This is a genomic window from Mesorhizobium sp. M1328 (assembly GCF_040318075.1).
Taxonomy (GTDB): Bacteria; Pseudomonadota; Alphaproteobacteria; order Rhizobiales; family Rhizobiaceae; genus Mesorhizobium.
Window position 1 is genome coordinate 106,912 of sequence record NZ_JAMYLO010000019.1, and the last position, 25,789, is coordinate 132,700.

The window sequence follows — 25,789 nt, forward strand, 5'->3', positions numbered from 1 at the left end:
TGTTCGGTTATGTCAAATGGGCATAGGACAGAGACGATGAAGCCTGACTTCCACGGTAAAGTCGCGATTGTGACCGGCGCAGGCTCCGGAATAGGGGCGGCTGTTTCACGGCAACTCGCGCAAGAAGGAGCCGAGGTTGTTGTCGCCGACCTTGATGCCGAGGCCGCGCACTGCAAAGCCGCCGAAATAAGCTCGCAAGGAGGCCGGGCCTACGACTTTGCGGTAGATGTCACGGATGCGGCAGCCGTGGAAAAGCTGATCGAGTTCACTGTCCAGAAATGCGGCGGACTGGATATGGCGGTAAACAATGCAGGTATCGACGGCGTTCGAAAAGCAACAGCAGACTATCCGCTCGACAACTGGCACAAGCTGATAAACGTCAATCTTAATGGCGTTTTCTACAGCATGAAGTACGAAATCGCCGCCATGCTGGATCGAGGCGGAGGCGCCATCGTGAACATGTCCTCCGTTCTCGGTTCCGTCGGCTTGCCAACTGCGTCCGCATACACGGCAGCGAAACACGGAGTCGTTGGACTAACCAAAGTTGCGGCGATCGAATATGCGAGGATGGGCATCCGGATCAATGTAGTCGGCCCCGGCTTGATCGAAACGCCTCTTTTATCGGAGCAAATGGAGGCATTAGCCACCCGGCGCATGGCAGGCCTGCAGCCGATGGGCAGGCGCGGGAAACCGGAAGAAGTAGCGGCTCTTGTGTGCTTCCTCTTGTCCGACCAGGCCAGCTTTATCACTGGGAGCTACCATCTGGTGGACGGAGCTTACACCGCCCATTAGGTGCAGTGGCTGTCCCCACTCGTGCTGGCTATTGTCAGGGCAATGACGCAGATCGCCGGACTGCCCACACTGCCTGAGATGGCGCTGTTCCCGCGTCGCAAGGGAGGCCGAGCCAGACCCGGTGGCGGCGCGACTTGCCGACATCCTGCTGCAGGTGGCGGTGGAATCGCCTGCCCGAAAATGTGCAGGCGCTGCCCGCGAGCGGCCGGCGGAGCGTACCTGATGCGGGCGCCCAGAAGACGTGGCGGTCAGTGGCGCTTCTTCGCCCTGCTGGCAAAAGGATTGTCCGAGGTGCGCAAGGCGATGCGGATCGGCACGCCGGGCATGTCGAAAGCCTCGCGCAGGCTGTTCGAGAGATAGCGGACGTAGGATTGCGGCATCGCATCGGGGCGTGAGCAGGAGACGACGAAGCCCGGCGGCCGCGTCTTGGCTTGCGTGACATATTTGATCTTCAGCCGACGCCCGGCGACGGCGGGCGGCGGATGATGTGCCAGGATGCCTTCCAGCCAGCGGTTGAGCTTGCCGGTCGAGACACGACTGTTCCAAACGCGATGCGTCCTGATCACCGCATCCATCAGCTTGTCGAGACCGCGCCCGGTCTCGGCTGAGACCGGCACCGCCTGCATGCCGCGCGCCTGCGGAAGAAGCCGCTCGGTTTTTTCGCGCAGTTCGGCCAGCAACTCCTGGGGATGATCAACAAGGTCCCATTTGTTGAGGGCGATCACCGGGGCACGGCCCTCGCGGATGATCAGGTCGGCGATCTGCAGATCCTGCTTCTCGAAGGGAATGGTGGCGTCGAGCACGATGATGACGATCTCGGCAAAGCGGATGGCGCGCAAGCCATCCTGCACCGACATCACTTCCAGCTTTTCGTGGATCCTGGCCTTACGGCGCATGCCGGCGGTGTCGAACAGTTTCAACCGGCGGCCATGCCAGTCCCAGTCGACCGAGATGGAATCGCGGGTGATGCCGGCCTCGGGGCCGGTCAACAGCCGCTCCTCGCCGATCAGCGCGTTGATCAGCGTCGACTTGCCGGCATTGGGGCGGCCGACGACGGCGATGCGCATCGGCTTGGTGTCGTCATAGCTCGGCTCGGCGTCCGGGTCGGTGATGTCCTCGCCGATCAGCACCTCGCTGGCGGCGACCTCCTCCTCGCCGGCCTCTTCGTCCTCGCCGAAGGCGCGCGCCTCGCCAAGTGCCGCGATCACGGCGTCGCGCAAATCAGGCAGGCCCTGGCCGTGTTCGGCCGAGACCGGGATCGGCTCGCCAAGGCCGAGCTCCCAGGCCTCCAGCATGCCGCCCTGGGCGCCCCGCGCCTCGGCCTTGTTGGCGACGACGACAACTGGCTTGCCGGACTTGCGCACGATCTCGGCGAAGGTCTTGTCGTCGGGCATCAGCCCGGACTTGGCATCGATTGTGAAAAAGATCAGGTCGGCCTCGCGGATGGCGATCTCGGTCTGGGCGCGCATGCGGCCGGGCAGCGTCGAGGCCGCCGCATCCTCGAAGCCGGCGGTATCGATGACGTCGAAATGCAGATCGTAGAGCTTGGCGGCATGGACGCGACGATCGCGGGTGACGCCCGGCGTATCGTCGACAAGCGCCAGCTTCCTTCCCACCAGCCGGTTGAAAAGGGTCGATTTGCCGACGTTAGGCCGGCCGATGATGGCGACTTTGAAGGTCATCCGTTGTTACGATACACCGCCCGAGCCGCGGATCAGCTCCGACATCAAAGTCGCCCGCTCGCGCGTGTTGCGCGGGGCGCCGTCATCGGCGGCGATCTGGTCGAACAGCTTCAATGCATCCGCCGCCTTGCCTTCCTTCCAGGCAGCAAGGCCAAGCGCTTCGCGCGCCGTATGGCGCAGTGTGTTGGTGTCGGCGGTGAGCGCCTCGACGCGGCTGGAGACATCGGCGAAAGAGCCGTGGTCGACCAGAAGCAGCGCTGCCCTGAGACGAGCCATGTCGCGAATACCGGAGGGGATCTTGGTGTCGGCGGCGACCTCGTCGAAATCCTTGACGGCGGCGTCGACGTCGCCCTTGTCCGCCTTGACGGTTGCCGCACGCATGCGGGCGAGCAGCGGATAGGCGCCGTAGCCGTCCTTCTCCAACGCCTCCAGAGCGGCAAGCGCCTCGTCGTTCTTGCCGTCATTGGCGAGCTTGAGCGCCTGCGAAAAAGCATCGCCCGAGCGGTTGGCGCGGGTCTCGTCCCAATAGCGGTAGCCGACGACAGCAGCAGTGCCAAGCACCACCAGCACGGCCAGCACGAGCAAGGCGGGACCGAAACGGTCCCACAGCGCATGCGCCTGGTCGCGACGAATCTCTTCGTTGACTTCGCGGATAAAACTGTCGTCCGACATGGATCAAAACCATTCATGCCCCGGCCGGGGCGGTTGATGAGCCCGCGTTTTAGCGAAATTTTGCCGGCATGGAAGGGGTTCGGCAGGAAAATCGCCTATTCACGAGGCAGTCGCCGCCAAAGGCGGCCGCACGGGTCGATCGTATCCGTGCCATATTTCACCGGTAGGCGGTGCTTCTACATTCCTTGATCCGGTCAGATGCCTTTGCCCCGTTTGTCCCGCGTTGTTGCGTTTTCGATTGCCGCGCTTGCAACCGGCGCGGCTTTTGCCGACCCGCCGGCGGCGCCGGCAAAACCGAAGCAGATCATCATCATCTCGTTCGACAGTGCCCGGGACATTTCGCAGTGGCAGCGCAGCCGGGCGCTGGCCCAGCGCACCGGTGCGCATTTCACCTATTTCGTCTCCTGCGTGTTCCTGCTGTCGCCCGAGACACGCAAGGAATACACCGCGCCGGGCAAGACAGAAGGCAAATCGAATATCGGCTTTGCCGCCTCCAGACAGGAAGTCGCCGACCGGCTCGAGCAGATCGACCTCGCCGCCTCCGAAGGCCACGATATCGGCAGCCATGGCTGCGGCCATTTCGACGGCAAGGACTGGAGCAAAGCCGACTGGCTGAGCGAGTTCGGCTCATTCAGGCATATTCTCGAAAACGCCTATTCGATCAACGGCATTGCTCCTGAACCGAAGGGCTGGCGCGATTTCGCCCGCAAATCGGTGGTCGGGTTTCGCGCGCCTTATCTGTCGGCAAACAAGGCGCTCTACGAGGCGCTGCCCGCGGCCGGCTTCCTACTCGACGCAAGCGGCGTCTCGCGTGGGCCGGTCGAGCCGCCGACCGTCAACGGCGTCACGCGCTTTTCGCTGCCGCAGATTCCGGAAGGGCCGAGCTCAAGGCGGGTGATCGCCATGGATTACAATCTCTATGTCAGGCATTCCGGCGGCTTCGAGCGGCCGAGCATGGCGGCCGAATTCGCCGAGCGGACCTACGCCGCATTCCGCGCCGCCTTCGATGCGCAATACCGGGGCAAGCGTATCCCGCTGCAGCTCGGCTTTCATTTCACCCTGATGAACGACGGCGCCTACTGGAACGCGCTGGAACGCTTTGCCGGCGAGGTCTGCGTGATGAAACAAGTCGAGTGTATCAGCTTTCGCGATTATGTTTCGCGGCGAGGCGAACGGCAGGCAGCGGTGGGCGGCTGAGCGGAAGCGCTCGCCGCCCGCTACTCTTTAGCTTACCGGCTGATCCTCGGGGCGCAGGCCGGCTTGCTCACGCTCCAGATAGCGCTGGTCGATTTCAGGCAGCGGTTCCCCTTCCAGCGTCGCCTCGAAGGCGCGTAGGCGTTTGTGCACCGACTGCAATTCAACGATGGTCGACCAGGATGTGAGCAGGAACTGGAGCGACCCTGTTACTCGGCCGAAGGCGTTGGAAATCTGCTGGAAGGGTCCGAAAGTTATCCTGTGAGCCACGAAGGATGGCCCAAGGATCAGCATGGCGAAGATATTGTCGGCCTGCAGGTAGGTGTAACGCACCATATTGAAATAGATATAATGAAAATACAGCCGGAAATAGTTTTGACGGACCTTGGAAAACAGCTCGGCAGTGGTTGCAGGCTGAGCCCTGTCCGCATGATCCTCGCCGTAGACGAGCTCCTTGCGATAAGCAGCCTCGACACGTTGATTGCGAAATTGCAGCCCAGGCAACTTCAAACCCGCAACCATAACCGAAATCGTTCCGAACAGGCACCAGGCAAGCGCGGCAACGACCAGTGGCTGCGGAATCGCACCGACGATTGGCAGTTCGCTGATATGGCTCTGCAGTTGAATCATCACCGGCAGGAATGCGATCAAGGTCATGATCGACTGGACAAAGCTGGAACCCAGATCTTCCATGATCTGCGAGAACCGCATCGTATCCTCCTGAATACGTTGTGAGGCGCCCTCGATGTGGCGGAGCCTGCTCCAGTTCTCCACGAAGTAATTGTTCATCGCGGTGCGCCAGCGGAATATCCAGTGGCTCACGATGAAGGCATTGACGACCTGCACATTCATTCCTATCAGCGCGAGCCATGAAAAGCTGGCCAATCCGGCATAAAACTCTGCGTCGGTGGATTTAATGGTCCCCGACATCAATCCCTGGATATAGTCGAAGAAAGGCCCATACCAGGCGTTGACCGCGACACTGACCTGTACATTGAAATAGATGAGGAACAGGATGACCGCGCTGATCAATATCGACCAGTTTTGCCACGGATGCGGCGCATACCAGCTCCAGAATGCATAGAAGACGGCAACGCAAAAAGCGAAATAGAGATAGAACCACAGAAACGGGTTCGACCAGAGTACGGCGATACCGATAATGGGCGGTGCATCAGCCGCAGCCGGCGGCAAGCCGAACACAGCGCCCAGCTGTTCGCCACCGAAAAACCAGAACAGGATAGCGGCAAGGCTCCAGACGGCTACCGAAGAGAAGAAGAGCTTCGGCTGCGGGAAGAAGGATATAAACACTGTGGGGAAATCCTCGGTCGATGCGCAAATCAGCGGGGTTCAACGCGCATAAAGTCACACATTAGTGGGAAAGAAAATGCCCGCTACCCAATGCCGGTCGTCGAGCAAGACCATAATCATGGCGATTTTGGCGCAGCCGACCAGGCGATCGCACCCGAGGCCAGCAGCACGGCTGCGGCCACGATCGAGGCAAGGAAAAAGTTACCCGAGGCCTGCGCGAGCAGCCCGGCGACGATCGGGCCGATGATCTGGCCGAGGCCGAAGGCGGCCGTCATCACCGCCAGCATCCGGCGTGGTGCTTGCGGGGCAAGCTGCCTGCCGGCCTGCAGACCAAGCGCGGTGATGGCGATGAAGGTGCCGCCGCCGAGAAGGCCACCGAGCAGCGGCCCGGTGCGCGCGCCCATGACGACACTGGCGCTGACGCCGACCACCTCGACCAGGCACCCCAGGGCGTAGGTGGCATAGAGCCCGATTTTAGCCGCGAGCTTCTGCCACAGCCAGACCGAAGGAAAACCGGCAAGTCCGGTGACCATCCAGACCACAGCCTCGAAGACGCGGCCGCCGCCGCCCTGACGGACGATCGCGACCAGGAACGTTGCCGTGACGATGTAGCCGAAGCCGAACAGGCCGTAGGCGACGATGATCTTCACCAGCGACCGGTCTTTCGGCAGTGCCGGCTCGCTCCCGGTGGTGCTGTTCGCGGCCGAGGTGCCGCCGGCCAGCAAGGCAACGGCGGCAAAGCCGCAGGCTGAAATTACCGCGGACCACAGCCAGCCCGCAGCCCAGCCGGCATGTTCGGTGACGAGGACTGCCAACAGCGCCGAGGACGCCGCGATGCCGAGGCCGACACCGCCGAAATACAGCGCCTGCAGGTCGTTTCGCCCGGCCGCGGCGAGGTGGCCGAAAACGATGCTGGTCATGAAGACCAGCACGAAGGCGCTGGCGAGGCCGGCAAGAAAGCGGATGAGGAGGAAGGCGGGCATGGTGCCGGTCAGGCCCATCAGGCCGGTGAGGATCGCGGTGGCGGCAAGGCCGGCCAGCATCAGCTGGCGCTCGCGGCCTTGCGCCCAGCCGCCGGTGGCGGCAAGCGCGCCAACGAGGTAGCCGAGATAATTGGCCGATGCGATCCAGCCGGCATCGGCCGGCGACAGGCCGAGCTCTTCCATCATGCCGGGCAGGATCGGCGTATAGACGAAGCGGCCGATGCCCATGGCGACAGCCAGGGCAATCATGCCGGCGATTGCCAGGCGCAAAGGCGAAGCGATGTTCATCGCGGCGCACCATAGGTGCGCCTGCCGGTGAGACAATCCGCCTTTTATTGGGCCAGAAGGGCTGCGCAGCCACGTCGGCGGCCGGCTCACCTAAAGTGCCAGCAAGTCCTTGTTCAGCCGCAGCAGGTCCTTGGCGGGGCCGTCTCGAAGCGGGTACGACGCGCAGTCAGCCTGAATGGCATGTCGGCGAGCTCGCGCTCCGACATGGTGTCGAGCACCGGATGCGACAGCGGATCAGTCCCCCAGCTGGCGGCCCCGCTGTCATGCCGGTGTGGCTGCGTTCCGATCGGGGAAAAGGCGCTGAGCCATGATAAAATCTTCATCAGGTTTGCCTCCTCACTCTGAGTAACCCACTTAGAATCCGGCATCCGGCAGTGTCTGGCAATTGAGATTTCAGCCGTTCGAGTTTAGAAAAACTGTATGGCTATGCTGAACCGCGTCCATCTCAACGGCTTGCGCGCCGTCGAAGCCGTCGCGCGCCTGGGCTCGCTTGCGGCTGCGGCCAGCGAGCTCAACGTCTCGGTCAGCGCCGTCAGCCAGCAGATCAACCGGACCGAAAAGCAGCTTGGCCGGGCGCTATTCGACCGAACGGCGGCTGGCCTGGTAGCGACCGAATTCGGTGCCATCTTCACAACGCGGCTCAGCGCAGGCTTTCGCGAACTTGCGCAGGCGATGGCGCTTGCCGATGAAAGCTCGGAGTGCACGCTGGTGGTTTCGGTAGCGCCGGCCTTCGCCTCGAAATGGCTGCTGCCGCGGCTGTCGCGGCATTTTGCCCGGCATCCGAACGTGCTCCTGCGCATCGACGCCTCGGTACGGCTTGCCGATCTCGATCGTTCGGACATCGATGTCGCCATCCGGCTCGGCGACGGCAAATGGCCGGGCGGGCGGGCCGAATTGCTGCTGGCGCAGGAGGTGTTTCCGGTCTGTGCACCGGTGATCGCCAGCAAGCTGAAATCGATAGACGACCTTGCTTTGACCTGTGCGATCACCGACGAAAGATCGATGATCAGCTGGGAGAGCTGGTTCGAAGCGGCCGGGGTGGAGCCGGTCACCTTCATGAAAGGCGCGCGCTTCACCGATCCGATGCTGTGCCTGGAATCGGCGATTGCCGGTCACGGCGTCATGCTCGGCTGGCAGTTGCTGGCCGCCGACGCGCTGGCCGACGGCCGGCTTGTCGCGCCGTTCGGCATACGCGCGCAGAGCGGCCTCGGCTATTGGCTGGTGACTTCGGCCAGCAAGAGCGAAAGCCGCAAGGTCAGGGATTTCAAGACCTGGGTGCGCGAAGAGATCGAGGCGACGATGGCGCAGTTCAGGTCGCTCGAGAGCGCCAGCTGAGCCTGCCGGCATCATCACGGTGGAAAGGTCGGTAGCGCCGGTCTATGTAAGAAACAGTCCCCAATCACGGCAGGCAGGATCATGACCACACATTCGCGCGGCGTTTCCGCAACTATCGACCCGGTGAAGCTCGACAGGCTGGCGGAGGTCGCCGTCAAGGTTGGGCTGCAATTGCAGCCGGGGCAGGATCTGGTGCTGACCTCGTCTATTGCAGCGCTGCCTTTGACGCGGCGGATCGTCGAGCACGCCTACAAGGCGGGCGCCGGCCTGGTGACGCCGATCTTCAACGATGACGAGATCATGCTGGCGCGCTTCCGCTATGGCGCCGACGCTGGTTTCGACCGCGCCGCCGGCTGGCTCTATGAAGGCATGGCAAAAGCCTTCGCCAGCAATGCGGCGAGGCTTGCCGTGCGCGGCGAGGATCCGTCGCTGCTTTCTTCTCAGGACCCGGCAAAGGTGGCGCGTGCCAACAAGGCGAATTCGATGGCCTACCAGCCGGCGCTGGAGAAGATCACCGGCTTCGACATCAACTGGAACATTGTGGCTTATCCCGATCAGGCCTGGGCCAAACAAGTGTTTCCGAACGACGCCGAAGACGTCGCCGTGGCCAAGCTTGCGGACGCCATCTTTGCCGCCTCGCGGGTGGACGTCGAAGACCCGATCGGCAACTGGACGGCGCACAATGCGGCGCTTAAGAGCCGCACCGAATGGCTGAACGGCCACAATTTCCATGCGCTGCATTTCACCGGCCCCGGCACCGACCTGACCGTCGGGCTGGCTGACGGCCACGAGTGGATGGGCGGCGCCTCGACCGCCAAGAACGGCATCACCTGCAACCCCAACATCCCGACCGAAGAGGTTTTCACCACGCCGCATGCAAGGCGCGTCGAAGGCCATGTCACGAGCACCAAGCCGCTGTCCTACCAGGGCACGCTGATCGACGGCATTGCGGTGCGTTTCGAGGCGGGCCGTATCGTCGAGGCAAAAGCTTCGAAAGGTGAGGATGTACTGCAAAAAGTGCTGGACACAGACGAAGGCTCGCGCCGTCTCGGCGAGGTGGCGCTGGTGCCGCATTCCTCGCCGATCGCCAAGAGCGGGCTCTTGTTCTTCAACACGCTGTTCGACGAGAACGCCGCCTGCCACATCGCGCTTGGCCAGTGCTATTCGAAGTGCTTCGTCGACGGCGCCTCGCTCAGCCAGGACGAGATCGCGGCGCGCGGCGGCAACAAGAGTTTCATCCACATCGACTGGATGATCGGCTCGGACAAGATCGACATAGACGGCGTCCATAAGGATGGCAGCCGCGTGCCGGTGATGCGCAAGGGCGAGTGGGTCTGACACGACTGCGCGGCGTTCCCGGATCCCATGGGCGTAGATATTGAGATCAAGCGCATCTATGAGCCGCCGGCGCCCGCTGACGGGCAGCGGGTGCTCGTCGACCGGATATGGCCTCGCGGCGTCCGTGGCAAAGACGCCGCGCTAACGGTCTGGCTGAAGGACATCGCGCCGAGCAATGCGTTGCGCAAATGGTTCGGCCACGACCCGGCGCGCTGGGCGGAGTTCCAGCGGCGATACCGCGCCGAGCTCGACAGCAATGGCGAGGCGGTCGGGCAGCTGCGCGCCTTGCTGGGCAAAGGCCGGGTGACGCTGATCTACGGCGCGCATGATGAGACGCATAACAATGCGGTGGCGCTGGCGGAATATCTACTTCGTCATCCTCGGGCTTGACCCGAGGATCCATGCCGCAACTTCAGCCGAAGGATGCGGCGGAGTAGAACCTGCAAGGTTGCAATGCTCAAACGTCACGGCATGGATCCTATGGTCTGCGCCGCGTCGCTTCGCTCCTTGCTCCGCCATAGGATGACGACAGGATAGGCACCGCGACTTCACTTCCGCCCAACCGTCTGCTGATAAACATCAGGCTTGAAGCCGACGAGAATCCTGTCACCAAATTCCAGCACCGGCCGCTTGATCATCGTCGGTTTGGCCAGCATCAGCGCCTTGGCCTTCTTCTCATCCAGGCCCAGCCTGTCCTCGTCCGACAATTCGCGAAACGTCGTGCTCGCCTTGTTGAGCAGGATTTCCCAGCCGACCTTGCCTGACCAGCCGTTCAGCCGATCCGCATCCAGTCCGTCTACCCTGTAGTCATGAAAGCGATAGGCAACATCATGGCTCGCCAGCCAGACACGCGCCTTCTTGACCGTGTCGCAATTGGTGATGCCGTACATGGTGATCGTCAAAACGGATCCTCGGACCGGTCGAATCTGACGGCACCCTAAAACCGCACCTCTTAGTTTTCCAGCGGCCTTGCCGGGCATCGCGATTTTCGCGCTTGCCAATAGTAAGGAATTTTCCTAAGTGTTGTCCCGAGCCAACTTTGGTCATGCGGATGGCCGAGGCAAGGAAATGACCATGACGAGCCTGCAGACCGAAAGCCCCCCGCCGATCGACGGCATTTTCCGGGCGCTCGCCGATCCTACCCGGCGGCGCGTAGTCGAGCGGCTGAACCGAAGCCCCGCCTCGGTCAGCGAGCTTGCCCAGCCGTTCGAGATGGCCCTGCCCTCCTTCATCGAACATCTCAGGGTTCTGGAAGGCTGCGGGCTGGTGCATTCGGAGAAGGCAGGCCGCGTCAGGACCTACCGGCTCGCGCCGGAGCCGTTGAAGCTCGCGGAAAACTGGTTGGCCGAGCAGCGTGCGCTGTGGGAGCGCCGCCTCGACCAGTTCGACGACTACGTGCTGAAACTCAAGGAGAAAGACAGATGAATATGGTCCCGTTGTTCCAACCCGATCCGAAGCTCGACCTCGTGCTCGAACGAGCGATCCAGGCGCCGCGAGAACTGCTGTGGACGGCATTGACGAAGCCCGAGCATGTCCGCCAATGGTTCACGCCGAAGCCGTGGATCATCACCGATTGCGAGATCGACCTTCGGCCCGGCGGCCTGTTCCGCACCCGCATGCAGTCGCCCGACGGCAAGGAGGTCAACGACAGGCGTTGCTGCTACCTCGAGATTGTCCCGAACGAGCGGCTGGTGTGGACCGATGCGCTGCTGCCAGGCTACCGGCCGTCAGGCGACCCATTCATTACAGCGGTCATATCGCTGCAATCGTATGGCGAGACGACGCGCTACACCGCCACCGCCATCCACCGCGACGAAGCCACGCGCAACAGCCACGAGGAGATGGGCTTCTACGACGGCTGGGGCACAGTGGCGGATCAGTTGGCCGGCTATCTCAAGACGATCTGAGGCGACCCTGCTTCGCACTCACATTGCGGCCACGGAGCCGTCGTGGCCGTTCAACCGAACGCCGGTGCCGAAGGAACCAACGCTCGCAACAAACTTGACGGTTGGCATAATGCCAATGTCGAAGGCTCAGGCGCCGTAACCGATGATACCCTTGATCTCAAGGAAATCATGGATCGCCCAGTCGGCGTATTCGCGGCCGTTGCCGGACTGCTTGTAGCCGCCGAAGGGCGCGAACGTGTCCCATTCCGGATAGTTGATCGAGACCTGCCCGGCACGCAGCCGGCTGGCAATCTTGCGGGCGTGGTCGATATCCCCCGACTGCACATAGGCGGCCAGGCCATAGACGGTGTCGTTGGCGATCTTCACCGCATCATCATCGTCATCGTAGGAGATGACAGACAGAACCGGCCCGAAGATCTCCTCCTTCTCGATGGTCATGCCGGGCCTGACGTGGCCGAAAACGGTCGGCCGCACATAGTAGCCACGGTTGAGGTGCTCCGGCCGGCCGGGGCCGCCGGTGACCAGCGTTGCGCCCTCGGCGATACCGGCCTCGATCAGCCGCTGGATCTTGTCGAACTGGATGTTGCTGACCACCGGCCCGAGCTTGGTCTCTTCCGAGCGCGGGTCGCCAACCTTGTGCGCTTCGGCCGTCTTCTTGGCGATGGTCAGCGCTTCGTCGTGGCGGGCGGCCGGCACCAGCATGCGGGTCGGCGCGTCGCAGGACTGGCCGCTATTGCCGAAACACGCCTTGACACCCTTGCGCACCGCCGCCTCGAAGTCGGCGTCGGGCAGCACGATGTTGGCCGATTTGCCGCCCAGCTCCTGCGCGACACGCTTGACCGTATCGGCGGCCGTCTTGGCGACGATGATGCCGGCCCGGGTCGACCCGGTGAACGAGACCATGTCGACGTCAGGATGGCCGGCCATGACCTGGCCGACATCCGGGCCGGTGCCATTCACCATATTGTAGACGCCCTTCGGCGTGCCGGCGGCGTCCATCACCTCGGAAAAGATGATGCCGCTGATCGGCGCGATTTCGGAAGGCTTTAAAACGACGGTGCAGCCGGCGGCGATCGCCGGCGCCACCTTGCAGACGATCTGGTTGAGCGGCCAGTTCCACGGTGTAATCAGCGCGCAGACGCCGATCGGCTCCTTTACCACCATGGTGGTGCCGCGCTTCTCGCTGAATTCGTAATCCTCAAGCGCCTTGATGGTAGCTTCCATATGCGCCCTGCCCGCCCAGGCCTGCGCCTCGCGCGCCAACCTGATCGGCGCGCCCATTTCATGGCTGACCACCTGGGCGATGTCCTCGTAGCGCTCATTGTAGACTTCGAGGATACGCTTCAGCAGCTTCAGGCGCTCGGTCTTGCTGGTTTGCGAGAAGGCCGGGAATGCCGCCTTGGCTGCCGCCACGGCCTTGTCGACATCGGCTTTCGAGCCGACCGAGATTTTGGTGTAGGCCTCTTCGGTGGACGGATCGATCACATCCAGCGTTGCCGGAACCACGGGGCCGACCCATTTGCCGCCGATGAAGAAATTGAGATGACTGCCCATGGGTGCTCCGGTTTTCTAGGAATGAGTGAGACTAGCTTGGCAGCATAGGGCAGTTGGCGCCACGGCGCAGGCTGATATGCGCCACGTCGCCGACGCTGAATTGAAAACCCTCCGCCCGGCGCGGCGCGTCGATCACCACCTGTGTCCCCTGCCCCAGCTCTGCATGAAGGCGCAAGGTGCGGCCGTGAAAGACGATGCTGTTCACCCGCACCGGTGCGGTACCGGCCGCGGCCTCGGTCGTGGCCAAAAGGTCCTCCGGACGCACGCCGATGGTGCGCACAGTGCCCTCGCCAGGCAGCTCGCCTTTATCCGAAATCGCTTCCAGCGGCAGGACGCCGGCGATGAACCGCAAGCGCTCGCCGTCACGGCCGACAAAGCGCGACTGCAGAAGGTTCATGGTTCCGATGAAGCTGGCGACGAATTTGGTGGCGGGCCGGTCGTAAAGGGTCGCCGGCGGCGCGATCTGCTCGATGTGGCCCTTGTTCATGACGACGATGCGATCGGAGATCGACAGCGCCTCGGTCTGGTCATGCGTGACCATGACGAAGGTGGTGCCAAGCCGCGACTGCAGCCGCTTCAGTTCGACCTGCATCTGCTCGCGCAGATGCGCGTCGAGCGCCGACAGCGGCTCGTCGAGCAGCAGCACACGCGGTTCGCAGACGATGGCGCGGGCAAGCGCGACGCGCTGGCGCTGGCCACCCGACAATTCGGACACACGGGCGCCGAGCTTTTCAGCAAGGCCGACCATGTCGAGCGCTGCGCCGACGCGCCTTGCCTGTTCGGCACCGGAGAGCTTGCGCAGCGACAGGCCGAAGCCGACATTTTCGGCAACGTTCATGTGTGGGAACAGCGCGTAGTCCTGGAACACGGTATTGACGGGACGGTCGAAGGGCCTGAGCGCCGTGATGTCGCGGCCTTCGAGCAGGACCCTGCCGTTCGACGGGCTCTCGAAGCCGGCGATGACCCGCAGGCTGGTGGTCTTGCCGCAGCCGGACGGTCCGAGCAGGGTCAGGAACTCGCCGCGCCAAATATCAAGATCGACGGCGTCGAGCCCTATGATGCCGCCGGGAAAAATCTTGGAGACCTTGTCCAGCCGGACGAGCGGATCAGGCGCCATCGCGAACCTCGGACGGCTTGGTGGTGTTGACCCACAGGATCTGGCAGCGCTCGCTGCCCGGATTGCGGAAGGCATGCAGCAAGGTGCTCTTGAAGGCGAAGCTGTCACCGGCCTTCAGCCCGTATCTGGTCGAATCGACCACCAGCTCGACCTCGCCCGACAGGACGAAGCCGAATTCGTGGCCGGCATGGGCGTAGGCTTCGGCGGTGCCGCCACCGGCTTCCACGGTCACCAGCATGCCGGTCAGCGTGGCGGCCGGCGGCGACAGCAGCGCCTTGGCGATGCCTTCCGACTTGACCGGGATCTGACGCCGGCTGTTGGCGCGCACGCAATAAAGATCGTTGCCGGCATCGTTGCCGTCAACGATCAGTGCCGACGGCTCGATGTCGAGTGCGGCGGCGAGCGGCCAGATCACTCGCACCCGCAATGATGACATGCCGCGCTCGATCTGGCTCAGCGCACCGATCGAGACGCCGGCTTTGGCGGCAAGTTCGGCCAGCGAGAGATTGCGCTCCAGCCTGAGCGCCCGCACGCGCCGGCCGACCCTGACGTCGGCGTCGTCCTTCGGCTTCTCAGCCGCTTCGTCCAGCATGTCCATCCATTCGTCCTCGTTTGGTAAGGTCTCCCCTTCTCCCCTTGTGGGAGAAGGTGGATCGGCGCGAAGCGCCGGGACGGATGAGGGGTGTTGGCCGGAGTGCCGTCGGTGCCATCTGGAACACCCCTCATCCGTCGTCTTCGGCGACACCTTCTCCCACAAGGGGAGAAGGGAAAACAAACTCAGCCGCCTGCCTTGACCTTCTCGAACATCTTGGCGAGTTCGTCATTCTGTTTCATCGGCCCGGTGAAGATGGTGGTCTTCAGCATCACCTCGGGATCGGAAGGCAGCTGCAGTTTCTCCAGCTCCTCCTTCGGCACGGCGGCGAAAGCCGAGCTGGTCGAGCTGCCATAGCCGTAGGCCTGGATCAGGTATTTTCCGGAATCCGTCTCAAGCCGGCTGTTGATGAAGTCATAAGCGAGGTCGACGTTCTTGGCGTCCTTGAGCATGACAAAGCCGCAAGCCCAGGTCAGCATGCCTTCCTTCGGCTTCATGAACTCGACCGGCACGCCCTGTTTCTTCAGCGAGGTGGCCGAGGCGTTCCAGGTCATGGCCGCGACCAGCTGGCCGCTCGCCAACGCCTGTTCGACCGAGGTCATGTCGGTGGTGTAGTTCGAGAGCAGCGGGCGCTGCTCGCGCAGTTTCTCCGCCACCTTGTCCATCTGTTCCGGCGTCATGTCGAATGGATTGACGCCGGCGAGAAGGGCCGCCACCACCGGTGTGTCGTGGACGGCATCGATGGTCGCCATGCGCCCGGCATATTGCTTGTCCCAGAGCAGGTTCCAACTGGCTTCCGGGTTCTTCACCAGATCGGTGCGGTAGAGGATCGAGGTGTTGCCCCAGTCCCACGGCACCATCCAGACCTTGCCGTCGCCGGCCTGCAGGTCGGGCAGGTTCTTGAAAACCGGGAAGATCGAATCCCAGTTCTTGATGCGCTTGGTGTCGATCGGCTGCAGCAGGCCTTCCTTGTTCCAGCGCGCCACCTTGTCATAGCAGGGATGCGCGATGTCGGGGCGGAAGCCAGCCTTGACCTTGGTGAAAGCGTCATCGTCGTCGCCAAACATCGAGGCTTCGACACCATCGGGGTGCGCGGCGAGGAAGCTCTTGTTGAAGTCGGGCAGTTCATAGCCCGACCAGGTGAAATATTGCAACTTGTCGCCGGCAAAGGCGACAGTCGACGCAAGCGCCAGCGCGAAGGCAGCCAGTCCGGTTTTCGCTGTCTTTGCCGTTATCGATTTCAGGTCGAATGCCATTGCAGTTCTCCTCTTTCGGTTTCTTCTGGTTTTGACAGGCTGGCGGGCGCTGGCCGCCGGGTGGCGGCAAGCCCGCGATGGCGCAGGATTTCGGCGAGTGCGGCGATGAGGAACGACACGGCCAGGATCGCGGTGCCGAGCGCCATGACGGTCGGCAGCGATTTCGGGAAGCGCAGCTGGCTCCAGATATAAAGCGGCAGCGTCGGCTCGGTGCCGGCAAGGAAGAAGGCGACGATGAACTCGTCGAACGAGGTCAGGAAGGCCAGCATGAACGCCGAAATAATGGCGGGCAGGCTGAGCGGCAGCATCACCCGTCTGAAGGTCGTCCAGTCCGAGGCGCCGAGGTCGAGCGCTGCCTCACGGATGGTCTTCGGAATGGCGGCGAAGCGGCTGCGCATGACCACCACCGTCGTCGGCAGCGCCACCAATATGTGACCGAGCACGATGGCAATGCGCGACGGCCCGAAACCGGCAAGATTGACCAGGATCAGCAGCGATATGCCGACGATGACGCCGGGGATCAGGATTGGCAGCCGCGCTATGGCACTGATCGTGGCCGCCAGCGGCGAACGGCCGTAGAGGTCCATATAGGACACGGTGATGCCGCAGAGTGTTGCGCCGATGGCGGCAATGGCGCCGATGACGAGGCTGGTGGCAAGTGCGCCGGAGAGCGCCGAATTGCCGTAAAGCGTGCCGTACCATTCCAGCGTGAAGCCTTGCAGCGGAAATGCCGCCTGGATCGAATTGTTGAAGGAAAACAGCGGGATCAGCAATATCGGCAGATACAGGAACACCAGATAGGCAAGGACGTAGGCTCCCAGCCAGCCGCCGCCCTGCCTTGCATCGATACGCGCCGTGTTCATGTGCGGCTGCCGTATCGGCGGTCGGCGAAGCGCACCACCAGCACCACGGCGAGAATGACCAGCATGACGGCGACGGCGAGTGCGGCGCCGAACGGCCAGTCATTGGCCTTGCCGAACTCGGCCTGGATGAGCGTGCCGATCATGGTGCTGGCAGGGCCGCCGACCAGCGCCGGCGTCACATAATCGCCGACGGTCGGCACGAAGACGACGAGAGCAGCCGCCAGCACGCCCGGCATCGAATTAGGCAGCACGATGCGACGGAAACTGGTGAACGGTTTTGCGCCGAGATCGGAAGCAGCTTCGAGCAGCGATTTCGGGATCGTGTCCAGCGCCACATAGATGGGCAGGATGGCGAACGGCGCATAAGCGTGGGCAAGCGTGACGACGACCGCTGCCGGCGTATTCAAGAACGCCAATGTCGGCTCCGACCAGATGCCGCTTTCGATCAACGCGGAGTTCAGCACGCCATTATAGGCAAGCACGATCTTCCAGGCGAAGACGCGCAGCAGATAGCTGGTCCAGAACGGCAGGGTCAGCAGGAACAGCAGCAGCCCACGCTGCCGCCCGGCATGGAAAGCCAGGTAGTAGGCAACGGGATATGCCGTGACGACGGTTGCCAGCGTCACCAGGCCGGCGATGCCCAGCGAGCGCAGCGTCACCGTCCAGTACAGCGGATCGGTGGCCACCGTGACGAAATTCGCAAGGGTGAAACCGGCCCCCAGCAGCGAGCCGTCATTGCCGCGAAAGGCCAGGAAGAACACCAGGCCAAGCGCGAAAAGGATCAGCAGAAAGGTGACCAGCCCGCCGGGCAGCAGCATGGCGAAGCGAAAACCCGGCGAAGACCGGGTTTCCGGCAGCGGCTGCGTTGCGGCGATAGTCGACATCGACGGCCCATCATAATTTGAAATCGACCAAGCTTTTTTCATATTCGTGAAGCTGTCAAGCTGTTTCACGCTTGGGCATGACGTCAGCGTTCGAAGGCGTCCAGCATCCGGTACCAGGCGATGGTCGCGGCAACGCCGACCTGCCGAAAGGCGTGAAACGGGATCGGCCGGATCGGCGATATCGGGAACGGCAATTGCCTGGTGTCGCCGCTCGACAGGTAGGAGGCGATGCGCTCGCCAAGCGCGGTCATCAGACCGATGCCGCGGCCCTGGCAACCGACGACCGCCAGCAGACCCTTCTCTGGCTCGTGGATATGCGGGAGATGGTCCGGCGTCATTGCCACCCGACCGAACCAGCGCTTTTCAATGGCCATATCGGACAGCGCCGGGTAGAGCCGCAGCAGCGCGCGTTCCAGATGCGCCCAGTCGGCCGGGCCGTTCGGCAGGGCCATGCGGCCGCGCCCGCCGAGCACCAGTCGGCCATCGGCACTCTTGCGATAATAGACGAGGATGCGGCGCGAATCCGACACTGCCTGCCCGTCCGGCAGGATCGCTGCCGCGACATTGGATGATAGCGGCGCCGTCGCGATCTGGAAGGAATGCAGCGGAACGAACGTCTCGGCGAGGCCCGGGAGCAGGCCGCCGGTATAGGCGTTGGTCGCCAGAACGACCGCCTTGGCCTTGAGTTCGGCGCCGCTTTCGGTTGAAACGTGCCAACTGCCAGCATCCTTGCTGATCTGCATCACGTTCTGGCGCTCGGCGATCTTCACGCCCGCCGCTGCAGCGACGCGCGCCAGTTCCGACGTGTAGGCGAGCGGATCGATGACACCGGCACGGCGATCGAGCCAGCCGCCGAGATAGCCCTGCGCGCCGGTCATCGTCGCGATCTCCGTCGCGCTCAGCAGCCGGACATCGGCGCCGCGCGCCCGCCACTGCCGATCCCGGTTTGCCGCCGCTTTCAGCGCGGTCTCGGTATGCGCCGCCTGGATCCAGCCATTGCGGACGAACGGCACCGCCAGTCTTTCGTCACGGATCAATTCGAAGACGGTGTCAGCGGTCGAGGCGGCAAAGTTGACGAGCGCTTCGCCGTGTTCGAGACCAAAATGCTCCAGCAGCCAGTCCGGATCGTATTTCAGGCCGGGAATGACCTGACCGCCGTTCAGGCCGGATGCGCCATTGCCAATTTCGCCGGCGTCCAGCACCTGGACGGCAAGGCCGAGCCGGGCGGCGTGCAAGGCCGTCGACAGCCCCATGATGCCGCCGCCGACGATGACGACATCGACGCGTCGGCCGGCTGGAAAAAGCGACTGGAACGCGGTGGCTGTCCGCGGCTTCTGCCAGATTGGATCGGAAAACCGTAAGAGCAAGCGTCACCTGGAGATTTTCAGTAGGTGAAAACCCTAGCGACGGTTTCATTATTTTGAAAGAGCGTTTTCCCTCGCCATTGGCGCACGCCAGGCTCGATCAAGGTCCAGCGATGCGAAGACCGCTTGAAAGAATTGACAAAGCTCGCCCTGCAAGCGGGATAGACCTTTGGCGGGAATTTGTTGAAAGTGCCGCGGCCGAAGGACAAGACAACAGGAAATGTAAGCCATGACGAACGCCACACATTTGCCCGCCGAAGGGCTCTTCGTTGGCCGCGCCCGGGCGAGCGATGCTTCCCATCCGCTGGTGGTCACGGTGCGCGACGGTACCGTCTTCGACATCACGTCAAATATGGCGCCGACCGTACGCGACGTTTGCGAATTGCCTGATCCGGCAGGACACGTCCGCTCGGCCACGGGGCGGCCGATCGGCCCGCTCGATGCCATTGCCGCCAACAGTTTCGAGACAGCGCGCGATCCGGGGAAACCGTACCTGCTGTCCCCCGTCGACCTGCAGGCGATCAAGGCATCTGGCGTCACCTTTGTCGTCAGCCTGCTCGAACGGGTGATCGAGGAGCAGGCGCGCGGTTCGGCCGAAAAGGCCGACGCCATTCGCGCCGACATTGCCGGCCTGATCGGCCACGATCTGTCCAAGCTCAAACCCGGCTCGCCGGAAGCGATGGAGATCAAGGCCAAGCTGATTGCGCGCGGCGCCTGGTCGCAATATCTGGAAGTCGGCATCGGCCCCGATGCCGAGATCTTCACCAAATGCCAGCCGATGGCCTCGGTCGGCTTCGGCGCCGATGTCGGCCTGCATCCGGTTTCGACATGGAACAATCCGGAGCCGGAGATCGCCATGATTGCCGCCAGCAGCGGCAGGATTGTCGGGGCGACGATCGGCAACGACGTCAATCTGCGCGACGTCGAGGGGCGCTCGGCGCTGCTGCTCGGCAAAGCCAAGGACAACAACGCTTCGGCAGCACTTGGCCCCTTTATCCGGCTGTTCGATGAGACATTTTCCATCGGCGACGTGAAGCAGGCGATCGTACGGTTGAAGGTCGAGGGCGAGGATGGGTTCTCGCTGGAGGGCGCCAGTTCGATGGCCGAGATCAGCCGCTCGCCGGAAGAGCTGGTCGCCGCCGCCATGGGGTCGCACCACCAATACCCGGACGGGCTGGCGCTTTATCTCGGCACGATGTTCGTGCCGTCGAAGGATCGCGGCGAACAAGGCAAGGGCTTTACCCACAAGGTCGGCGACATCGTCACCATCTCTTCAGAGAAGTTCGGTGCCTTGGTCAACCGCGTGCGGCTGTCGCCCGACTGCCCGCACTGGACCTACGGCGCCAGCCACCTGATGCGTGACCTCGCAAGGGCCGACCTCATCTAGTCCCCCAGCCTAACATCCGATAGATTCTAGAATTCTCTGATTGGAAATTACCTGCTCGTCGGCATTCGGGAGAGTCCATTGATCGTCGCTCTTGAGGGCAAGACCCTTGTCGTTACCGGCGGAACGCAAGGGCTTGGCGAGACCATCGCCCGGCTGGCCTCAGCCGACGGCGGCGAAGGGATCGCCATTGTCGGCCGCAATACCGAGCGTGGCAGACGCATCGCCGAAGAGCTTTCACGACCAAGCCGGCCCGTCGTCTTCATCCAGGCCGACCTTGGAGATCCGGCCGCGCCTGCAGCTGTCATGGCGGAAGCGACCAAAAGACTCGGCCGCATCGATTGTCTGGTGAACGCCGCGGCCCTCACCGACCGGGCCTCGCTGGAAACTGGCACAATCGACGACTGGGACAGGTTGTTTTCCGTCAATGCGCGCGCGCCGTTCTTCCTCATGCAGGCGGCCGTAGCCGACATGAAGACACGGCGGGCGGCGGGCGCCATCGTCAACATACTGTCGGTGAATGCGCATTGCGGTGCGCCGGACCTTGCCATCTATTCCGCAACCAAGGGCGCGCTTTCGACGCTGACCAGAAACATTGCCAACGCGCATCTTTCCGATCGCATCCGCGTCAACGGCATCAACATGGGCTGGGTAGCGACGCCGGCCGAACAAGAGATGCAGGCGCGCACGCTGGGCAAGGGCGAAAACTGGGCAAAGATCGCCGCCGCCGGCCTGCCGCTTGGTCGATTGCTGACCATGGACGAAGTCGCCCAGCTAACGCTGTTCCTGCTCAGCGACGCCTCCGGGCTGATGACCGGGACGCTTATCGACCTAGAGCAATCCGTGCTCGGCGCGCCGCCGCGCGGCATTGCATGACGGTCGCAAGGCCGATCGTCGGCCGCCTGGAAAATATCAGCCAAACTGATGCAATCTGATGGGATTGCTGATGGCGTGGTGCCTTGCGCCAACGTCCACTGGCGGATGGAGGCTTGCCATCGATCGAAAAAGGGAATGCTCTAATGCGCCAGGTCGACGCTGGCAAAATGCGACCACCGTTTTGGCCGCGCACGGCTTTTCGCGGTGATCGTCGTCGGAGGAGGAGTTCGGTTCAAATGGGAGGAAATCAAATGCTGACGAGGCTAAGACTGCTTGCACTCGGCTTGGTGGTGGCGCTGGCTATTCCGGCCGCGGCACAGGCCAAGACGTTCTACTGGATTTCGCATGGCGGCCCGGCCGATCCGGTCTGGACCTACTTCCTTGCCGGCGCCAAGCAATGGGCGGCGGATACCGGCAACACTGTCAACACGTCGTTCCACAATGGCGACGTGGCGTCACAGCAGGAGGCTGTTCGCGCCGCGATCGCCGCCAAGGCCGACGGCATCACCACGACCAGCCCTGATCCGGGCAGCCTTGTCGAGATCGTCAAGGAAGCGCGGGCGGCGAACATCCCGATCATCAACTTCAACACGCCCGATCCGAAGGCGGACTTCAACGCCTATGTCGGCGGCGACAACGTCACCTTCGGCAAGCATTGGGCTCAGTATTTGGTCGACAAGGGCCTGGTGAAGAAGGGCGACTTCGTCTGGATGCCGGTCGAAATTCCCGGCGCTACCTATGGCGTCCAGGAAGAGGAAGGCATCAAGAGCGTCTTCGAGCCGCTCGGCATCACCTATGAAATCACCGAAGCGACGCTCGACCAGGCCGAAGTGATCAACCGCATGGTCGATTACCTCACCGCCAACAGGGCCAAGGTCAAGGCGATCATCGGCCTTGGCGACCTTGTCACCGGTTCGATCAAGCGGGTGTTCGACCAGGTCGGCGTCAAGCCGGGCGAAATCCCGGTCGTCGGCTGGGGCAACTCGCTCGACACCACCCAGGAAGTGCTGAACGGCTACGTCAATGCCGGCCAGTGGCAGGATCCGCAGGCGACCAGCTACGTCGCGCTCTCGCTCGCCAACATGGCGGCGAGCGGTATTCCGCCCGGCTTCGACGTGATCACCGGCGCGCTCTACGAGAAGGACACCGCGGCAGTCTACGACAAGATCCTGTCCGGCAAATAAATCCGCGATCGAGTTGGTCACGGCCGCTTCAGCGGCCGTGACTGTCTCATCATTCCGCCGAAGCCGGTTGCGGTCTCGGCCAAATCCAATCCTATCGCGGGTCCAAGGTGGAAAATCGTTCTCTTATCCAACGCTCGATCGCGCGGCCCGAGTTCGGGCCGTTCGTGCTGCTCGTCGTCGAGATCGCCGTGTTCTGGGGCATCAACCACGACTTCCTGTCGCCGCAAAACATCTCGAACACGCTGGCCTTCACGGTTGAGCTCGGGCTGATCGCGCTGGCGATGACGCTGTTGATGACATCAGGCGAATTCGACCTCTCGGTCGGCTCGGTGTTCGGCTTCTCGCCGGTCCTGATGTGGACGTTGTTCAACAGCGGCGTCGCCTCGCTCGAAGCCGCCTTCGTCATGGCGCTGGTGGTCGCTGCGTTCATTGGACTGGTCAATGGCTGGTTCGTGACGCAGCTCAAGATCCCGTCCTTCCTGGTGACGTTGGGCATGCTGCTGGTGGTGCGCGGCACCGCTTTGTTCGTCACCAACGGGTTTCCGCAGCGGACCTGGAGCGCCGAGGGCAGCTGGCTGGCGGAAGCGCTGGTCGGCGATTTCTTCATCGGGCCGTTCCGTATCTATATGTCGCTGTTCTGGTTCATCGCCGCCGCAACCGCGCTCGGCTACGTGCTGACGCAGAGCCGGACCGGCAACTGGATCCAGGCGGCCGGCGGCAACCCAAGTGCTGCAAGGGCGCGCGGCGTCAATGTCAGCGGCGTCAAGATCGGCCTATTCATCCTGTCGTCGATCCTGGCCTCGCTTGCCGGCGTCATCAGCTCGCTGCGCACCTCGGCGGCCAACCCCAACAGCGGCACCGGCTACGAGCTCGAAGTCATCGCCATGGTTGTGATCGGCGGCACGGCGCTGACCGGTGGGCGCGGCACAATCATCGGCACGGTGCTCGGTATCCTGATCCTGCGCGTGATGCGCAACGGCATCGTGCTGATCGGCGTGCCCGGCCTTGCCTATAATATTTTCATCGGCGCCATCATCCTCGGCATGATGGCGCTCCACTCATGGCTGGAACGCCGGCATCAGGCAGGGACTTGAACCATGGCCGAACCGCTTGTCCGCATGGAAAATATCCGCAAGTCCTACGGCCGCGTGCAAGCGCTGGTGGACGCCAATTTCCATGTCAATGAAAGGGAGATCGTCGGTCTGCTCGGTGACAACGGCGCCGGCAAGTCGACACTGATCAAGGTGCTGTCGGGCGCGGTCCCGCTGACCAGCGGCGACATCTTCATCCGCGGCAAGAAGGTGAATTTGCGCAGCACCAGCGACGCCATCGCCCACGGCATCGAGACGATCTACCAGGACTCGGCGCTGGTGACGCAGCTGTCGATCGCCCGCAACCTGTTTCTCGGACGCGAGCCGATCAAGCCGCCGCGTTTCCTCAACCGCATGGACCAGGAGGCGATGAACGTGGTTGCCCGCGACCTGCTCAAGCAGGTCGGCATCTCGAAGAACATCCCGCCCACGACGCCGATTGGCTCGCTCTCCGGCGGCGAGCGGCAGGCGGTGGCGATTGCACGCGCCATGCATTTCGACAGCGACCTCATCATCCTCGACGAGCCGACCAACAATCTCGGCGTCGCCGAAACGCAGGGCGTGCTGAGCTTCGTGCGTAGCGCCCGCGATTCCGGCCATTCCTGCATCTTCATCGCCCACAACATCCATCATGTCTTCCAGGTGGTCGACCGCATCGTCGTCATGCGCCGCGGCAAGGTCGTCGCCGACGATATCGACCCGAAGAAGACCAGCGTCGCCGAAGTCGAACGCGTCATCACCGGCATGTCGGACAAGGAGATCCATGAGGCGCTGGTCGAGGGCACGAAACGGCCCGGCTGAGCGGCCGGGCCGGGCTTATCGTCGAAGCACTGGATCGCATCGCCACATGGTTGCGATATGAAAGCCACCGTTTCGGATATTGCCAGAAGCTGCGGCCTGTCGACCGCGACGGTCGACCGTGTGCTCAACAATCGGCCGGGGGCGAGTGCCGCCAACCGGCAGCGCGTAATGGAGGCGGCCAAGCAGCTCGGCTATCTGCCGGTTGTCGACCAGGTCGCGTTGCCCTCGCGGCCGGCACATCTCGAATTCTTCCTGCCGATCGGCAGCAATGCCTTCATGGCCGATCTGGCCAGACACATCGAGGATTATGCGGCGCGCCTGCCGCTGGTCGCCTCCTGCCGCATCCACAAGCTCGCCGGCATTTCGCCGAGTGCCTTGCAGGTGGCCGTCGAAAACCTCTCGCTCAAGGCGAACGGGGTCGGCGTCATCGCCATCGATCATCCGAGAACGCGCAACATCTTGCGCGAGATCGTCGAGGCCGGCATCCGCCTGGTCACGCTGGTGTCCGACGTTCCTGGCGCGCCCCGCTCAGCCTATGTCGGCATCGACAACCGGGTGGCCGGCCGCACCGCGGCGCTGCTGATGGGACGGTTCCTCGGTGGCCGCCAGGGCCATCTGGCGATGGTGGTCGGCTCACGTTCCTATCGCGGCCACGAGGAACGCGAAATGGGCTTTCGCTCCGTGCTCGGCGAAGAGTTTCCCAATCTGACCGTCACCAGCGCCGTCGAGATCAACGATGAGCCGGAGGTCAGCTATACCGCGACCATGAAGGCGCTGCACAACGAGCCGGAGCTGCTCGGCATCTACTGTATCGGCGCCGGACGCTCGGGTGTGGCAAAAGCGTTGCTCGAAGTCAGGCCGCGGAAGAAGCCGGTGTTCATCTGCCATGATCTGACGCGCGAGACGCGCGGCTATCTCGTCGACGACCTGCTCGACGTCGTCATCGACCAGAATGCGCGGTTGATTGCCGAACAGTCGGTCATTCGCCTGCTCGGCTCGATCGCCTCGTCGGCGCCCTATCTGACGCGGAAATTCATCGAGCCGCGCCTGATCTTCAAGGAAAATGTCCCGGTGCAGTGATGCCGCGCGAGGGCGATGGCGCTCGGGCCTCGATCGTTAAAATTCGGTTGATACCGCAAATCTGCACATCAGCTATGCAACTTTTGTGGTTGCCGAATCATTGGGCAATCGATAGTTTCGCAGGTGTCGGCCATCTACTCCTCCCAGATGCGATGCCGACGCTGAGTGCGGTACACCTCCTCCCGTGCCGTATTCGAAATCGAGCCCGCTGCCACCTCCTCCCGGCAGCGGGCTTTTTTTATTC

Annotated in this window: 26 protein-coding genes; 13 read left to right on the top strand and 13 right to left on the bottom strand. The window is 62.9% G+C overall.

The window, feature by feature from the left end:
* Window positions 1–36 precede the first annotated feature (36 nt).
* Window positions 37–792 (top strand): SDR family NAD(P)-dependent oxidoreductase, encoded by a 756-nt coding sequence (locus NKH23_RS26800; RefSeq protein WP_352720648.1) that lies wholly within the window; start codon window positions 37–39, stop codon window positions 790–792.
* 248 nt (window positions 793–1,040) lie between these two features.
* Here NKH23_RS26800 and der read toward each other — a convergent pair whose 3' ends face one another.
* Window positions 1,041–2,474 (bottom strand): ribosome biogenesis GTPase Der, encoded by a 1,434-nt coding sequence (der, locus tag NKH23_RS26805; RefSeq protein WP_353035759.1) that lies wholly within the window; start codon window positions 2,472–2,474, stop codon window positions 1,041–1,043.
* Window positions 2,475–2,480: 6 nt separating this feature from the next.
* Window positions 2,481–3,146 (bottom strand): tetratricopeptide repeat protein, encoded by a 666-nt coding sequence (locus NKH23_RS26810; protein ID WP_023674063.1) that lies wholly within the window; start codon window positions 3,144–3,146, stop codon window positions 2,481–2,483.
* A 204-nt stretch (window positions 3,147–3,350) separates the two neighbouring features.
* Here NKH23_RS26810 and NKH23_RS26815 point away from each other — a divergent pair, with 204 nt between their 5' ends.
* A complete protein-coding gene (locus NKH23_RS26815) occupies window positions 3,351–4,343 on the top strand; it encodes a polysaccharide deacetylase family protein (RefSeq protein ID WP_352720701.1) in 993 nt (330 codons plus the stop codon).
* 27 nt (window positions 4,344–4,370) lie between these two features.
* Here NKH23_RS26815 and sbmA read toward each other — a convergent pair whose 3' ends face one another.
* The 3 genes from sbmA to NKH23_RS26830 form a co-directional block, all read right to left on the bottom strand.
* A complete protein-coding gene (gene sbmA / locus NKH23_RS26820; protein WP_353035761.1) occupies window positions 4,371–5,648 on the bottom strand; it encodes a peptide antibiotic transporter SbmA in 1,278 nt (425 codons plus the stop codon).
* A gap of 116 nt (window positions 5,649–5,764) precedes the next feature.
* A complete protein-coding gene (locus NKH23_RS26825; protein ID WP_352720655.1) occupies window positions 5,765–6,919 on the bottom strand; it encodes a YbfB/YjiJ family MFS transporter in 1,155 nt (384 codons plus the stop codon).
* 113 nt (window positions 6,920–7,032) lie between these two features.
* Complete coding sequence (locus NKH23_RS26830) at window positions 7,033–7,242, bottom strand: hypothetical protein (protein WP_352720657.1); 210 nt, start codon at window positions 7,240–7,242, stop codon at window positions 7,033–7,035.
* A 97-nt stretch (window positions 7,243–7,339) separates the two neighbouring features.
* Between NKH23_RS26830 and NKH23_RS26835 the strand changes: the two genes are divergently transcribed.
* From NKH23_RS26835 to NKH23_RS26845, 3 genes are all read left to right on the top strand, one after another.
* Window positions 7,340–8,254 carry a LysR substrate-binding domain-containing protein gene (locus tag NKH23_RS26835; protein WP_352720659.1) on the top strand — a complete coding sequence of 305 codons (915 nt, stop codon included), beginning with the start codon at window positions 7,340–7,342 and terminating at the stop codon, window positions 8,252–8,254.
* 81 nt (window positions 8,255–8,335) lie between these two features.
* Window positions 8,336–9,592, top strand: a complete 1,257-nt coding sequence (locus tag NKH23_RS26840; protein ID WP_352720661.1) for an aminopeptidase — start codon at window positions 8,336–8,338, stop codon at window positions 9,590–9,592.
* A 27-nt stretch (window positions 9,593–9,619) separates the two neighbouring features.
* Window positions 9,620–9,982, top strand: a complete 363-nt coding sequence (locus NKH23_RS26845; RefSeq protein WP_352915806.1) for a DUF488 domain-containing protein — start codon at window positions 9,620–9,622, stop codon at window positions 9,980–9,982.
* Between the two features lie 158 nt (window positions 9,983–10,140).
* On the opposite strand, the gene NKH23_RS26850 is transcribed toward NKH23_RS26845, so the two are convergent.
* Window positions 10,141–10,494: an ArsC family reductase gene (locus tag NKH23_RS26850; protein ID WP_352720703.1), complete on the bottom strand. Its 354-nt coding sequence runs from the start codon at window positions 10,492–10,494 to the stop codon at window positions 10,141–10,143.
* 172 nt (window positions 10,495–10,666) lie between these two features.
* On the opposite strand from NKH23_RS26850, the gene NKH23_RS26855 reads away from it, so the two are divergent.
* Both NKH23_RS26855 and NKH23_RS26860 read left to right on the top strand, forming a co-directional pair.
* A complete protein-coding gene (locus NKH23_RS26855; RefSeq protein ID WP_352720665.1) occupies window positions 10,667–11,017 on the top strand; it encodes an ArsR/SmtB family transcription factor in 351 nt (116 codons plus the stop codon).
* Complete coding sequence (locus NKH23_RS26860) at window positions 11,014–11,499, top strand: SRPBCC family protein (RefSeq protein WP_502908406.1); 486 nt, start codon at window positions 11,014–11,016, stop codon at window positions 11,497–11,499. The genes NKH23_RS26855 and NKH23_RS26860 overlap by 4 nt, the downstream gene beginning before the upstream one ends.
* A gap of 126 nt (window positions 11,500–11,625) precedes the next feature.
* Here NKH23_RS26860 and NKH23_RS26865 read toward each other — a convergent pair whose 3' ends face one another.
* From NKH23_RS26865 to NKH23_RS26895, 7 genes are all read right to left on the bottom strand, one after another.
* Window positions 11,626–13,053, bottom strand: coding sequence for an aldehyde dehydrogenase family protein (locus NKH23_RS26865; protein WP_352720667.1), 1,428 nt, complete (start codon window positions 13,051–13,053; stop codon window positions 11,626–11,628).
* A gap of 31 nt (window positions 13,054–13,084) precedes the next feature.
* A complete protein-coding gene (locus NKH23_RS26870; RefSeq protein WP_352720669.1) occupies window positions 13,085–14,170 on the bottom strand; it encodes an ABC transporter ATP-binding protein in 1,086 nt (361 codons plus the stop codon).
* Entirely contained in the window at window positions 14,160–14,768 is a 609-nt protein-coding gene (locus NKH23_RS26875; RefSeq protein WP_254820400.1) for a cupin domain-containing protein, read from the bottom strand. Before NKH23_RS26875 ends, NKH23_RS26870 begins: the two co-directional genes overlap by 11 nt.
* 179 nt (window positions 14,769–14,947) lie before the next feature.
* On the bottom strand, window positions 14,948–16,018 hold the full coding sequence (locus NKH23_RS26880; protein ID WP_352660843.1) for an ABC transporter substrate-binding protein: 1,071 nt from the start codon (window positions 16,016–16,018) through the stop codon (window positions 14,948–14,950).
* A complete protein-coding gene (locus NKH23_RS26885; RefSeq protein WP_352720671.1) occupies window positions 16,003–16,881 on the bottom strand; it encodes an ABC transporter permease in 879 nt (292 codons plus the stop codon). Before NKH23_RS26885 ends, NKH23_RS26880 begins: the two co-directional genes overlap by 16 nt.
* Window positions 16,878–17,765 (bottom strand): ABC transporter permease, encoded by an 888-nt coding sequence (locus tag NKH23_RS26890; protein ID WP_292659959.1) that lies wholly within the window; start codon window positions 17,763–17,765, stop codon window positions 16,878–16,880. Before NKH23_RS26890 ends, NKH23_RS26885 begins: the two co-directional genes overlap by 4 nt.
* An 83-nt stretch (window positions 17,766–17,848) precedes the next feature.
* On the bottom strand, window positions 17,849–19,132 hold the full coding sequence (locus tag NKH23_RS26895; RefSeq protein WP_352915811.1) for an NAD(P)/FAD-dependent oxidoreductase: 1,284 nt from the start codon (window positions 19,130–19,132) through the stop codon (window positions 17,849–17,851).
* 226 nt (window positions 19,133–19,358) lie between these two features.
* Between NKH23_RS26895 and NKH23_RS26900 the strand changes: the two genes are divergently transcribed.
* From NKH23_RS26900 to NKH23_RS26925, 6 genes are all read left to right on the top strand, one after another.
* Window positions 19,359–20,516: a fumarylacetoacetate hydrolase family protein gene (locus NKH23_RS26900; RefSeq protein ID WP_352720675.1), complete on the top strand. Its 1,158-nt coding sequence runs from the start codon at window positions 19,359–19,361 to the stop codon at window positions 20,514–20,516.
* 78 nt (window positions 20,517–20,594) lie between these two features.
* Window positions 20,595–21,389: an SDR family oxidoreductase gene (locus tag NKH23_RS26905; protein ID WP_352720677.1), complete on the top strand. Its 795-nt coding sequence runs from the start codon at window positions 20,595–20,597 to the stop codon at window positions 21,387–21,389.
* A 251-nt stretch (window positions 21,390–21,640) separates the two neighbouring features.
* The gene (locus tag NKH23_RS26910) at window positions 21,641–22,573 is read left to right on the top strand and encodes a substrate-binding domain-containing protein (RefSeq protein ID WP_352720679.1); all 933 of its coding nucleotides are present in this window, start codon (window positions 21,641–21,643) and stop codon (window positions 22,571–22,573) included.
* 107 nt (window positions 22,574–22,680) lie between these two features.
* A complete protein-coding gene (locus NKH23_RS26915; RefSeq protein WP_352720681.1) occupies window positions 22,681–23,667 on the top strand; it encodes an ABC transporter permease in 987 nt (328 codons plus the stop codon).
* A 3-nt stretch (window positions 23,668–23,670) separates the two neighbouring features.
* A complete protein-coding gene (locus NKH23_RS26920) occupies window positions 23,671–24,465 on the top strand; it encodes an ATP-binding cassette domain-containing protein (protein WP_352720683.1) in 795 nt (264 codons plus the stop codon).
* A 57-nt stretch (window positions 24,466–24,522) separates the two neighbouring features.
* Window positions 24,523–25,545 (top strand): LacI family DNA-binding transcriptional regulator, encoded by a 1,023-nt coding sequence (locus NKH23_RS26925; protein ID WP_352720685.1) that lies wholly within the window; start codon window positions 24,523–24,525, stop codon window positions 25,543–25,545.
* Window positions 25,546–25,789: the final 244 nt, after the last annotated feature.